Origin of the sequence: Trinickia terrae (genome assembly GCF_005144415.1) — a bacterium.
In the GTDB taxonomy this organism is placed as follows: Bacteria; Pseudomonadota; Gammaproteobacteria; order Burkholderiales; family Burkholderiaceae; genus Trinickia_A; species Trinickia_A terrae.
This window is the reverse complement of sequence record NZ_SWJE01000009.1, coordinates 95,719-107,981: the sequence shown is the minus strand read 5'-3', so window position 1 is coordinate 107,981 and position 12,263 is coordinate 95,719. Positions and strand designations below refer to the sequence as shown.

Here is a 12,263-nt window from a genome sequence, read left to right as displayed (position 1 = left end):
AGCGCGCCTGCGGGCGCGGCCTTACAATATCGGCTAATTCCGAGGCGCTCAACATGTCGTTTTCCCCAAGCAATACCGGGCTGTCGGAGCGGATGTCGTCGGTCGCGGACGCGATCGGCAGCACGCGCGACGGCTCGTTCGCCCAGCTCGGCACCGCCTTCCTGACCCGCCTGCCGGCGGCCCCGCTCACCGAACCCTACGTGGTCGGCTTTTCCGCCGAGGCCGCGCGCATGCTCGGCTTCGATCCGTCGCTCGCGCACGAGCCCGGCTTCGCCGAGTTCTTCTGCGGCAACACCACGCGCGAATGGCCCGCGCAGGCGCTGCCGTATGCGTCGGTCTACTCGGGGCACCAGTTCGGCGTCTGGGCAGGCCAGCTCGGCGACGGGCGCGCGCTCGGGCTCGGCGAAATCGAGCACGGCGGCGAGCGCTACGAGCTGCAGTTGAAAGGCAGCGGACGCACACCCTATTCGCGCATGGGCGACGGACGCGCGGTGCTGCGCTCGTCGATTCGCGAGTTCCTCTGCTCCGAAGCGATGCACCACCTCGGCATTCCGACGACCCGCGCCCTCTGCGTGATCGGCTCGGACCAGTCCGTGCCGCGCGAGGAGATCGAGACGGCAGCCGTCGTCACGCGCGTGTCGCCGAGCTTCGTGCGCTTCGGCCACTTCGAGCATTTCTATTCGAACGACCGCATCGAGGCGCTGCAAGCGCTCGCCGACCATGTGATCGACCGCTTCTTCCCGCACTGCCGCGAGGCCGACGATCCCTACCTCGCGCTCTTGAACGAAAGCGTGCTGCGCACCGCCGACCTCGTCGCGCAATGGCAGGCAGTCGGCTTCTGCCACGGCGTGATGAACACGGACAACATGTCGATCCTCGGCCTCACGATCGACTATGGCCCGTTCGGCTTCGTCGACGGCTTCGACGCCAACCACATCTGCAATCACTCGGACACGTCGGGCCGCTACGCCTACCGGATGCAGCCGCAAATCGCCTACTGGAACTGCTTCTGCCTCGCGCAAGCGCTGCTGCCTTTGTTCGGCGCGCGCTACGAGGAAGCGGTGCGCGGCGAGCGCTCGGTCGAGGACGCACAGCGCGTGCTCGAAGACTTCAAGACGCGCTTTGCGCCGGCGCTCGAAAAGCGCTTGCGCGACAAGCTCGGCCTTGCCGACGAGCGCCCCGGCGACGACGCGCTCGCGAACACGCTGCTCGAGATCATGCACGCGAACCGCGCGGACTTCACGCTGACGTTCCGCAATCTGTCGCGCCTGTCGAAACACGACGCGAGCGGCGATGCGCCGGTGCGCGACCTGTTCCTCGACCGCGCCGCCTTCGATCGGTGGGCGAACGGCTATCGCGCGCGACTGTCCGAAGAAACGCGCGACGACGCCGCGCGGCGCGAAGCGATGAACCGTGTGAATCCGAAGTACGTGCTGCGCAATCACCTCGCCGAAACGGCGATCCGCCGCGCGAAGGAAAAGGACTTTGCGGAACTGGAGCGGCTGGCGGCAGTGCTGCGCCATCCGTTCGACGAGCAGCCTGAGCACGAAGCGTATGCCGCGCTGCCGCCCGACTGGGCGGGCACGCTCGAGGTCAGCTGTTCGTCATGAGCCTTGAACGAAACACTGCATTTGCATCCAAAAGAGGGCCGAGCACGTATCAGACCCGCGATCCCGACTTTGCGCCGACCGGACGCACCCGCTCCACGAGCCTCTCGGCGCACTATTCAATGGAGACACTGCAACCATGAACCGCCCCATCGACGACGATCAGGCCAAACCCACGCATGCCGTGCAGAAAACCGATGCAGACTGGCGCGACCAGCTCTCCGACGTCGAATACATGGTGACCCGCCGCGCCGCGACCGAGCCGCCGTTTACCGGCCGTTACTGGGACCACTGGGAACGCGGCATCTACGACTGCGTCTGCTGCGGCACGCCGCTCTTCGAGTCGGACACCAAGTTCGACGCCGGCTGCGGCTGGCCAAGCTACTTCAAGCCGATCAACGGCGAAGTGATCGAGGAGCTCACCGACCGCTCGCACGGCATGCTGCGCATCGAAGTGCGCTGCAAGCACTGCGGCGCGCACCTGGGCCATGTCTTCGAGGACGGTCCCGCGCCGACCGGCCTGCGCTACTGCATCAATTCGGCTGCGCTACAATTCGACCCCGAGTAACGTAGCGCGCCCGCGCTCCAAGTCATCCGCAGCGCCCGCCCGAGAGCAGGCAGGCGCTGCCCAACGACGTCCCGACAATCAATGAAATTTCTGTTCGATCTGTTCCCGATCATCCTGTTTTTCGTCGCGTTCAAGCTGTGGGGAATCTTCACGGCCACGGCCGTGGCGATCGTCGCGACGCTCCTGCAGGTGGCGTGGGTCGCATTCCGGCACCGCAAGGTCGACACGATGCTCTGGGTGAGCCTCGGCGTCATCGTCGTGTTCGGCGGCGCGACGCTCGTGCTGCACAACCAGAAGTTCATCCAGTGGAAGCCGACCGCGCTCTACTGGCTCTTCGCGATCGGGCTGGTCGTCGCGCGCTACGCGTTCCGGAAGAACCTGATCGAGAAGATGATGGGCAAGCAGCTCACGCTGCCGGGCGAGATCTGGGACAAGCTGAACGCCGCGTGGGCGCTCTTCTTTGTCGCGCTCGGCATCGCGAACCTGTACGTCGTCGCCAACTTCACAGAATCGCAGTGGGTCAACTTCAAGCTGTTCGGCACGACGGGCGCGATGGTCGTGTTCATCGTCGCGCAGAGCCTGTGGCTCGCGAAATACCTGAAGGAAGAATGACCGATGAGCGACTTCCTGAACGCGTCGCCGGCCGAGCGCATCGCGCTGATCGAAACGCGGCTGACGGCTGCCCTGGCGCCGGTTTCGCTCGCCGTGCGCGACGACAGCGCGCAGCACGCGGGCCATGCCGGCGCGGCGGCCGGCGGCCATTATTCGGTGACGATCGTCGCCGCCGCATTTGCCGGCAAAGCCCGCGTGGCGCGGCACCGCTTGGTGTATGATGCGCTGGCCGATGCGATGCAGCGTGGCATCCATGCGCTCGCCATCACGGCCTACACGCCCGAAGAATTTGCAACACCGCCTTCGACGTCGCCGTAATCGCCATTGCGTTTCGATTCGATGTCGTTCGCTCAGTTGCTCCCACAGTTGCCTCAGTAGGAACTTCCGATGACCTTGAAGAAATCCCGTCTTTGGGTACTACTCGCCGCCTGCGCGGCCGCGCCTGCTTTCGCTCAGAACATCGCCGTCGTCAACGGCACGCCGATCCCCAAATCACGCGCCGACGCGCTCGTCAGCCAACTCGTGAAACAAGGCCAGCAAGATTCGCCGCAACTGCAGCAGGCAGTGCGCGAAGAGCTGGTCAACCGCGAAATCCTGATGCAGGAAGCGATTCGCGAAGGCGTTCCGTCGCAACCGGATGTGAAGGCGCAAGTCGCTGTCGCGCAGCAGACGGTCGTGCTGCGCGCGCTGATCGAGAAGTTCGTGAAGGACAACCAGCCGACCGACGCGGAAGTCAAAGCCCGCTATGACGATCTCGCCAAGCAGGCTGGCGGCCGCGAGTACCACCTGCATCACATCCTCGTCGACAACGAGCAGCAGGCGAAGGACCTGATCGCGAAGATCAAGGCTGGCACGAGCTTCGAGGATCTCGCGAAGCAATACTCGAAGGACCCGGGCTCGGGCAAGAACGGCGGCGACCTCGATTGGGCAAATCCGAAGTCGTACGTGCCGGAGTTCGCCGCGGCGGCGGAAAAGCTGCAAAAAGGCCAGATGACCGATGCGCCGGTGCACACGCAATTCGGCTGGCACATTATCCGCGTCGACGACATCCGCGACATCGCCCCGCCGCCGCTCGATACGGTGAAGGCGCAGATCGCCCAGCAGATTCAGCAGGAAAAGCTGCAGGCGTTCGAGGAAAGTTTGCGCAAGCAAGCGAAGGTGCAGTAACGCGCTTCGCCGTGCAGGTCAAAAAAATGCCACCTTCGGGTGGCATTTTTTTATTGGGCGCTCGCAAATCGAGTCAGGAACCTCAATCCGGATAGAACGCCGGATGATAGCGAGCTTCGCCCCCTGGCAGTGAGGCATTGACGCCTTCGCCGCCGATCAGGCTCATCGCCATGAAGTACTCCGCAGGCACGCCGGGAAAGACGATGGCGGACTCGTGGCGAAAGCCGAAGCGCGTGTAGTACGCGGGGTCACCCAGCACAACGCAACCCTCGGCGCCTTGCTCGCGCACCGCCGCGAGACCCGCGGCGATCAGTGCGCCGCCGATGCCCTGCCCCTGATATGCCGGAAGCACCGCGACCGGCGCGAGCCCAACCCATTTGCCGGCATCGTACGAGCCGATCTGCACCGGCGAAAACGCGATGTAGCCGACGATCTCCCCGGCCAATTCGGCCACGAGCGAGACCGTCAGTGCGCCATCGTCGCGCAAGGTGTCGACCAGCAGGTGCTCGCTCTGGTCGCTATGCGGATGGCTTTCGAAGGCGGCGCGCACCACGCCGGAAATCGCCGCGCGCTCCGCGGCGTCCTGGACACGCTCGACGCGTATCCGCAACGCGGCGTCGCGGCGCGGCGCCTCGGTCATCCGATCCACCGGCGCGCGTTCTGGAACACGCGCATCCAGGGGCTCGCCTCGCCCCAGCCTTCGGGGTGCCAGCTCATCTGCAGCGTGCGATGCACGCGCTCCATGTGCGGCATCAGCACGGTGAAGCGGCCATCAGGCGTCGTCACCGACGTGATGCCCGACGGCGACCCGTTCGGATTGAACGGATAGCGCTCCGTGGCCTCCCCGCGGTGGTCGATAAAGCGCATCGCGACATCGACGCGCGCCGCATCGCCCTGCTGCGAAAAGTCTGCAAAGCCTTCGCCATGAGCGATCGCGACCGGAATGCGCGAGCCCTCCATGCCGGCGAAGAAGAGCGACGGCGACTGCTGGACTTCGACGAACGAGAAGCGCGCCTCGAACTGCTCGGACTTGTTGCGCGTGAACTTCGGCCACGCTTCGGCGCCGGGGATGATCGACGCGAGGCTGCTCATCATCTGACAGCCGTTGCAAATACCGAGCGCGAACGTGTCCTTGCGATCGAAGAACGCAGCGAACATGTCGGCGAGCATCGGGTTGAAGCGGATCGTCTTCGCCCAGCCTTCGCCCGCGCCCAGCACGTCGCCGTACGAGAAGCCGCCGCACGCCACGGCGCCCGCGAAATCGGCGAGCGTCGCGCGGCCCGACAGCAGGTCGCTCATGTGGACGTCGTGCGCATCGAAGCCTGCGCGGTCGAACGCGTAGGCGGTCTCGAGATGCGAGTTCACGCCTTGCTCGCGCAGGATCGCGACACGCGGACGCGCCGTGCCTTTGCTGACGCCCCGAAGGAAGTCCCCTTGGGGGACGAAAGGCGCGGCGACATCGTCGTTCAAGTCGAACGTCAGATGCGGAGTTATGCCGGGGTCGGCCGCGTCGAGCAGCGCGTCGTATTCGGCGTCAGCGCAGGCGGGGTTGTCGCGCAGGCGCGCGATACGCCAGCTCACTTCGCCCCACGCGCGGTGCAACTCGGTGCGCGGCACTTCGTAGATTTTCTTCGCGTCGCGGTAGATCTCGATCGCATCGCGCTCGCTCGGCTTGCCGATCACATGCGAGCAGGCGCCAAGGCCATGCTCGCGCAGCACGCCGAGCACGGCGTCGCGATCGGCCGCGCGCACTTGCACCACCGCGCCAAGCTCTTCGGTGAAGAGCGCGCGGATTGTCAGGTCCTCGCGGCGGCCGCTCGTCTGCTTCGCCCAGTCCTTCGCGTCGCCATAGTCGAACTCGTGGTGCGAATCGAGCGTCAGCATGTCGACGTTCAGCGACACGCCGACGCGCCCTGCAAACGCCATTTCGCAGACCGTCGCCCACAGGCCGCCATCCGAGCGATCGTGATAGGCAAGCAGCTTGCCGTCGGCATTGAGCGCCTGGATTGCCGCGAAGAAACGCTTGAGATCTTCCGGATCGTCGACATCGGGCACGCTGTCGCCGACCTGCTGCGTGACCTGCGCGAGAATGCTGCCGCCCAAACGATGCTTGCCGCGGCCGAGGTCGATCGCGACCAGCACGGTGTCGCCCGCCTCGCTCGCTCGCTGCAGTTGCGGCGTCAGATGACGGCGCACGTCCTCGACCGGCGCGAACGCCGAGATGATCAGCGAGACCGGCGCGACAACCTCCTTAGCGACGCCGCGATCATCCCACTTCGTCTTCATCGACAGCGAATCCTTGCCGACCGGAATGCTGATGCCGAGCGCCGGGCACAGCTCCATGCCGATCGCCTTGACGGTGTCGAAGAGCGCGGCGTCCTCGCCCGCGGCGCCGCAGGCGGCCATCCAGTTCGCCGAGAGCTTGAGCTTGTCGAGCGACGCGATCGGCGCCGACGCGATGTTCGTCACCGCCTCGCCGACCGCCATGCGGCCAGACGCCGGCGCGTCGATCACGGCGAGCGGCGTGCGCTCGGCCATCGTCATCGCTTCGCCGCTAAAGCCCGCGTAGTCGGCGGCCGTGATCGCGCAATCGGCGACCGGCACCTGCCACGGGCCGACCATCTGGTCGCGCGCCGTCGTGCCGCCCACCGAGCGGTCGCCGATCGTGATCAGGAACGACTTGCTCGCGACCGTCGGGTGCTTGAGCACCGACACCGCGATCTCCGACAGCGCAACGCCCGTCACGTCCACCGGCATGCGCTCGGCCACGACGCGCTTCACGTCGCGATGCATGCGCGGCGGCTTGCCGAGCAGGACTTCCATCGGCATGTCGACCGGCTCGGTCGTGCCGCCGCCGTCCGCATCGATCAGCTGCAGGTGCTGCGCGTCAGTCGCAACGCCCACGACCGCCACCGGGCAGCGCTCGCGCTCGCAAATCGCTTCGAACATCGGCAGATCGGCTGGCGCGATCGCGAGCACGTAACGCTCTTGCGCCTCGTTCGACCAGATCTCGCGCGGCGACAAGCCGCTCTCCTCGAGCTGAACCTTGCGCAATTCGAAGCGCGCCCCCTTGTTCGCCCCGTCGACGAGCTCCGGGAACGCGTTCGACAGGCCGCCCGCGCCGACGTCGTGAATGCTCAGGATCGGGTTCTTGTCGCCGAGTTGCCAGCAGGAGTTGATCACTTCCTGCGCGCGCCGCTCGATCTCGGGGTTGCCGCGCTGCACGGAATCGAAATCGAGCTCGGCGGTGTTGGCGCCGGTCGCCATCGAACTGGCCGCTCCGCCGCCCATGCCGATCCGCATGCCGGGACCGCCGATCTGGATCAGGAGCGAGCCGGCCGGCAGGTCGTGCTTATGTGTGTGCGCATCGGAGATATTGCCGATGCCGCCCGCGATCATGATCGGCTTGTGGTATCCGCGCACCTGGCCGCCGACGTTCTGTTCGTAGACGCGGAAGTAGCCGCCGAGATTGGGCCGGCCGAATTCGTTGTTGAACGCGGCGCCGCCGAGCGGGCCATCGATCATGATCTGCAGCGGCGAGGCGATGCGGTCGGGACGCCCGTACGGCTCGTGCTGGTCGGCCGGATTGCGCTGCGCGGGCGGGACTGCGGCGTCACGCGCGTTCTCCCACGCCTCGCGCGCTTCGGGCAGCTCGAGGTTCGAGACGGAAAAGCCCGTCAGGCCCGCCTTGGGACGCGCGCCGCGGCCTGTCGCGCCCTCGTCTCGGATCTCGCCGCCCGCGCCCGTCGCAGCGCCCGGGAACGGCGAAATCGCAGTCGGGTGGTTGTGCGTCTCGACCTTCATCAGCGTGTGCGTGAGCTCGACGTGGCGGCCATAGCGCTCGGCAGGCTCACCCTCGGCGGCGCCGTTGCGCGGGAACCAGCGCTCGGCCATGCCGCCCGCCATGATCGCCGAGTTGTCCGAGTAGGCGACGATCGTGCCCTGCGGATTGAGCTTCTCGGTGTTCTTGATCATTTGGAACAGCGAGATGTCCTGCGGCTCGCCGTCGATCGTCCACTGCGCGTTGAAGATCTTGTGGCGGCAGTGCTCGCTGTTGGCCTGCGCGAACATCATCAGCTCGACGTCGGTCGGGTTGCGGCCGAGCTTGCCGAAGGCGTCGACGAGGTAGTCGATCTCGTCGTCGGCGAGCGCGAGGCCGAGTTCCGTGTTCGCCGTCTCGAGCGCGCCGCGGCCGTGCGCGAGGATGTCGACGGTCGCAAGCGGCTTGGCCGGCAGTTCGTCGAACAGGTGCTGCGCATCGTCACGCGAGCGCGCGACGCTGTCGGTCATGCGGTCGTGCAGCGCCGCGGCCACGGCCGCGCGCGCAACGCCTTCGAGCGCCTTCTTGCCGCCGAGCAGCCCGCTTTTCAACGTCACCGTGTATTCGATGCCGCGTTCGATGCGGCGCACGTGCGAAAGGCCACAGTGATGGGCGATGTCGGTCGCCTTGCTCGCCCACGGCGACACGGTGCCGAAGCGCGGCACGACCAGGAAGGTTTCAACCGCGCCGCGCTCGCTGCCCGCCTCGAAAGGCGCGCCGTAGTGCATCAGGGCCTCGATTTTCGCGCTGTCTTCGCTCGCCAGCGCTTCGGACGAATTGACGAAGTGCAGGTACTGGCCGCGAATGCCGACGATGTTGCTGTCGATGCGCGCGAGCGTGTCGAGAAGACGGGTTTGACGGAAGTCGGAAAGGGCCGAAGCGCCGGGGAAACACGAGAAGTGGGCCATGGACTGGACGTGACGTCGATGAGTCGCGCGAGGGCGACGTAGTGAGGCGAAAGGAAGACCGAGATTATACCCGGAAGTGCCCCCCGGAAAGCTGGCCGGATGGGCTAGGACGGGCGTCCCGTGGCGGTCCGGCGAGCCCTTCCGAAGCATTTCCACGGCGTGCGCGAGGCGCTTCCGGCCGCGCGGGCGGTATCGCGGCGGCGCCCCCCGGCGACGCGTGCGCGCCACGCCCGCCTCCCGCCGCGCGACCGGCCGGCCGCGTTTGGCGCTATCATGCACGGCTTCATCCGTCGGCGCGCAACCTCGCACTGCGCCGCACGTCACGCGAATACGGGAATCGGGAAGCCCTCCTCGCGCTTCCTCGCATCGAATCAGTCATGGATGTCATTGTCATAGGCGGCGGGATCGTCGGCGTCACCACCGCATATCAGCTGCGCGCGGCCGGCCACCGCGTGTGCGTCGTCGAGCGCCACGCCACCGTCGCGCAGGGCGCGACCTACGGGCATGGCGGCGCGCTCCTGCCGACGCCGCTCGACGTCTGGTTCGGTCCGACCTTCATGCAGAGCCGGCGCGCACCGAAAAGCGGCATCGTGTTCAAGCCGGGACTCAACTCGGGAGCGCGCCGTTTCGTGCGCCGCCTCGATCAGCTGCAGGAGCCCGAGGCATTTCGCAAGCACTGCCTGCTGCTGAAGCCGCTCGTCGACGCGTCGCGTGAGGCGATCGCCGATATCGAAGGCCGCTTCAAGCTCGAGTTCGAGCAGCAAAGCGGCGTGCTGCACGTGGTGCGCCATCCGCGCGAATGGGAGCAGCTGCAAAGCGCGCTCGACCTGCTGCGCGAGTTCGAGATGCAGCACCACGTGCTGACGCCGGCCGAGTGCGCGGCTGCCGAGCATTCGGTACCCACCGAGCCCGAGTTCGCGGGCGGCGTGCTGTTCGAGACCGAGCGCACGGCGAACTGTCCGCTCTTTGCGAAGCTCGTCAAGCAAGCCCTCGACGAGCATGGCGGCGTCGATTTCAAATTCGGCCGCAGCGTGACGGCGATCCGCCTCGACAACCAGCGCGCGGCCGTCGAGCTCGCGCCAAGCGAAAGCGAGCCGCAGCGTTCGCGCGAGGTCGACGTGATCGCCGCCGATGCGATCGTCGTCGCGGCGGGCGCGGGCAGCTTGCCGCTCGTCGAGCGGCTCGGGCTCGATCTCCCGCTGCATCCGCTGCGCCTGCATGCGCTGACCGCGCCGATCGCCTACGAAGAGCGCGCGCCGCATATCGCCGTTGTCGACGCGATCAAGCGCATCACGATGTCGCGCATGAACCAGCGCATGCGCATCGCCGGCGGCGCCGTGCTGCAAGGCGTGCGCGAAAGCGCGAAGCCGCTCGCGGAGCCGCTCAGGAAAGCCGCGCTGACGCTGCTCGGCCAGGCCACCCACGACTGGATTCCGGGCGCCGCGAAAATCTCGGCGGCGCTCCCGTGGGAGGGCCTGAAGCTGCTGTCGCCCGACGGCCTGCCGGTGGTCGGACAGGCGCTGCATCCGCGGCTCTACGTGAACTTAGGCCATGGCCCGGCCGGATGGGGGCTCGCGTGCGGCTCTGCTAAAGTGGTGGCAGATCTCGTCTCCGGCAACGCGCCCAGCGTGCCGCCCGATACGCTCGCCGCCTTGCGGCCGGATCGCTTCGCAGCTTGATGCGGGAGCTCGGCGCAACCGCTGCGCGCTGACCTCGGCCATGGTGAAGGCCCGCGACAACGCTGGCGCCGGCGGTGCATAAGGCGCGCCGAATGCGCCGAGCCGGAGGCGTTCCTAACGTGCCCTTCTCAGCGCCCCGCCATGATCGCCACCGCCTCGCCGGATCCGTCCTTGCATCAGCCGCTCGTATCACCTCGCGACCGGCCTCTACCGCTCTACACAGTCGCCGAACTGCGGGCCATCGAGATGCACGCCGAAGCCGCGCTTCCCGCCCACACGCTGATGGCGCGCGCCGGCGCGGCTAGCGCGCGCTTTCTCGCCGATCGCATCGGCCACGACGAAAACTTTGCGGCCAACCTCCCCATCTGGATCATCGCCGGTCCGGGCAACAACGGCGGCGATGCGCTCGTCGCCGCGACCGGGCTTCATCGCATGGGAATCGCCGTGGAAGTCTGCATGCCCATCGAAGTCAAGCCGGAAGACGCCCGCTGGGCGCTCGCCGAGGCGCGCGCCGCGGGCGTGACGATCTCGGCGGCGCTACCGGCATCGTTCGACAGCTATGGCTGGCTGGTGGACGGGATGTTCGGCATCGGCCTCGCGCGGCCGCTCGAGGGCGTGTTTGCGGAAGCGGCCGAGCGCCTGAGCCGGCGTGCGCGCGAAGCGTCACGGGTGCTCGCGCTCGATGTGCCGAGCGGCCTCGACAGCGACACCGGCAATGCGGTCGGCCCCGGCGCCGTCGTCAGGGCCAGCGAGACCGTGACCTTCATCGGCGCCAAGCCGGGGCTCTACACCGCATCGGGACGCGATTTGGCCGGCGCCGTGACCATCGCGCCGCTTGGGCTCGGCGTCGACATGAACCTCGCCGCGCCCGCCCCGATACGCCTGAACGCGCCGGCGCTGTTCGCGTCCCGCTTCCCCGCACGCTCGCATGCGACGCACAAAGGCACCTACGGCAGTCTGGCGGTCGTCGGCGGCGACACCGGCATGTGCGGCGCGCCGATCCTCGCCGCGCGAGCCGCGCTCCATGCAGGCGCGGGCAAGGTGCACGTCGCGTTCGTCGGCGCCGGCGGGCCGGCGTACGATCCGCCGCATCCGGAGCTGATGCTCCACGCGCTCGACGATGTGCCGCTCGACACAATGGACGCCCTCGCGATCGGCTGCGGAATGGGCGGAAGCGTTCGCGCGGCCGCCACGCTGCGCCGCGCGCTGAGTCTCGACGTTCCGAAGATCATCGACGCCGACGCGTTGAACCTGCTCGCGCGCGACGCCTCGCTTGCCGACGAAGTCGCGGCGTGCGGCGCGGCGGGCGACGTCTGCGTGCTGACGCCGCATCCGCTCGAAGCCGCGCGCCTCATCGGCAGCAGCGCCGCGACGGTGCAAAAGGACCGGCTCGCCGCCGCGCGCGCGCTCGCGGCGCGCTTCGCGAGCGTCGCCGTGCTCAAAGGCGCGGGCACCGTGATTGCCGCACCGGACGGCCGCGTCGCGATCAACCCCACGGGCAGCGCCGCGCTGGCCACAGGCGGGACGGGCGACGTGCTTGGCGGCATCATCGGAGCATTGCTCGCGCAACGACTGCCGCCCTACGAAGCCGCACTCGCCGGCGTCTATCTCCACGGCCTTGCCGCCGACGCGCTGACCGAGCGCGGTCACGGCCCCGCGGGGCTGACGGCGGGCGAGCTTGCACCAGTCGTGCGCGAACTGCTCAATCGCCTGATCTATCCGCCCCACGCGTGACGAACATGGCGGCCGCGGCCCCTCCGACCGCGGCCCGCCCTTTCCGCCCGCCTCGCAAATCGGCGCTGCGCGCCGACATCCGACGCCGCTATACTGACCGACTGCGCCATCCATCGGCCGCGGCGCGAGCCAGCGCTACCGCCGCCCGATCCACCGAAGCCCGAGCGT

General features: G+C 67.7%; 9 protein-coding genes. 7 read left to right on the top strand and 2 right to left on the bottom strand.

Features of this window, described 5'->3' with window-relative positions:
- Positions 1 to 53: 53 nt before the first annotated feature.
- From FAZ69_RS17980 to FAZ69_RS17960, 5 genes are all read left to right on the top strand, one after another.
- Positions 54 to 1,610 (top strand): protein adenylyltransferase SelO, encoded by a 1,557-nt coding sequence (locus tag FAZ69_RS17980; RefSeq protein WP_136896430.1) that lies wholly within the window; start codon positions 54 to 56, stop codon positions 1,608 to 1,610.
- A 136-nt stretch (positions 1,611 to 1,746) separates the two neighbouring features.
- The gene (msrB, locus tag FAZ69_RS17975; protein ID WP_136896429.1) at positions 1,747 to 2,175 is read left to right on the top strand and encodes a peptide-methionine (R)-S-oxide reductase MsrB; all 429 of its coding nucleotides are present in this window, start codon (positions 1,747 to 1,749) and stop codon (positions 2,173 to 2,175) included.
- A gap of 81 nt (positions 2,176 to 2,256) precedes the next feature.
- Positions 2,257 to 2,787 carry a septation protein A gene (locus FAZ69_RS17970; RefSeq protein WP_136896428.1) on the top strand — a complete coding sequence of 177 codons (531 nt, stop codon included), beginning with the start codon at positions 2,257 to 2,259 and terminating at the stop codon, positions 2,785 to 2,787.
- Positions 2,788 to 2,790: 3 nt separating this feature from the next.
- A complete protein-coding gene (locus FAZ69_RS17965; RefSeq protein WP_136896427.1) occupies positions 2,791 to 3,105 on the top strand; it encodes a BolA family protein in 315 nt (104 codons plus the stop codon).
- Between the two features lie 69 nt (positions 3,106 to 3,174).
- The gene (locus FAZ69_RS17960; protein ID WP_136896426.1) at positions 3,175 to 3,954 is read left to right on the top strand and encodes a peptidylprolyl isomerase; all 780 of its coding nucleotides are present in this window, start codon (positions 3,175 to 3,177) and stop codon (positions 3,952 to 3,954) included.
- A gap of 82 nt (positions 3,955 to 4,036) precedes the next feature.
- Here FAZ69_RS17960 and FAZ69_RS17955 read toward each other — a convergent pair whose 3' ends face one another.
- Together FAZ69_RS17955 and purL are read right to left on the bottom strand one after the other, a co-directional pair.
- On the bottom strand, positions 4,037 to 4,594 hold the full coding sequence (locus FAZ69_RS17955) for a GNAT family N-acetyltransferase (RefSeq protein ID WP_136896547.1): 558 nt from the start codon (positions 4,592 to 4,594) through the stop codon (positions 4,037 to 4,039).
- Entirely contained in the window at positions 4,591 to 8,682 is a 4,092-nt protein-coding gene (gene purL, locus FAZ69_RS17950) for a phosphoribosylformylglycinamidine synthase (RefSeq protein WP_136896425.1), read from the bottom strand. Before purL ends, FAZ69_RS17955 begins: the two co-directional genes overlap by 4 nt.
- Positions 8,683 to 9,059: 377 nt before the next feature.
- Here purL and FAZ69_RS17945 point away from each other — a divergent pair, with 377 nt between their 5' ends.
- Both FAZ69_RS17945 and FAZ69_RS17940 read left to right on the top strand, forming a co-directional pair.
- Entirely contained in the window at positions 9,060 to 10,361 is a 1,302-nt protein-coding gene (locus FAZ69_RS17945) for an FAD-dependent oxidoreductase (protein WP_136896424.1), read from the top strand.
- A gap of 141 nt (positions 10,362 to 10,502) precedes the next feature.
- A complete protein-coding gene (locus FAZ69_RS17940; protein WP_136896423.1) occupies positions 10,503 to 12,095 on the top strand; it encodes an NAD(P)H-hydrate dehydratase in 1,593 nt (530 codons plus the stop codon).
- Positions 12,096 to 12,263: the final 168 nt, after the last annotated feature.

What these genes read in the sequence shown, in the direction of transcription:
- FAZ69_RS17980 (WP_136896430.1), top strand. Translation starts at nt 54, where the DNA reads ATGTCGTTTTCCCCAAGCAATACCGGGCTGTCGGAGCGGATGTCGTCG.
- msrB (WP_136896429.1), top strand. Translation starts at nt 1,747, where the DNA reads ATGAACCGCCCCATCGACGACGATCAGGCCAAACCCACGCATGCCGTG.
- FAZ69_RS17970 (WP_136896428.1), top strand. Translation starts at nt 2,257, where the DNA reads ATGAAATTTCTGTTCGATCTGTTCCCGATCATCCTGTTTTTCGTCGCG.
- FAZ69_RS17965 (WP_136896427.1), top strand. Translation starts at nt 2,791, where the DNA reads ATGAGCGACTTCCTGAACGCGTCGCCGGCCGAGCGCATCGCGCTGATC.
- FAZ69_RS17960 (WP_136896426.1), top strand. Translation starts at nt 3,175, where the DNA reads ATGACCTTGAAGAAATCCCGTCTTTGGGTACTACTCGCCGCCTGCGCG.
- FAZ69_RS17955 (WP_136896547.1), bottom strand. Translation starts at nt 4,594, where the DNA reads ATGACCGAGGCGCCGCGCCGCGACGCCGCGTTGCGGATACGCGTCGAG.
- purL (WP_136896425.1), bottom strand. Translation starts at nt 8,682, where the DNA reads ATGGCCCACTTCTCGTGTTTCCCCGGCGCTTCGGCCCTTTCCGACTTC.
- FAZ69_RS17945 (WP_136896424.1), top strand. Translation starts at nt 9,060, where the DNA reads ATGGATGTCATTGTCATAGGCGGCGGGATCGTCGGCGTCACCACCGCA.
- FAZ69_RS17940 (WP_136896423.1), top strand. Translation starts at nt 10,503, where the DNA reads ATGATCGCCACCGCCTCGCCGGATCCGTCCTTGCATCAGCCGCTCGTA.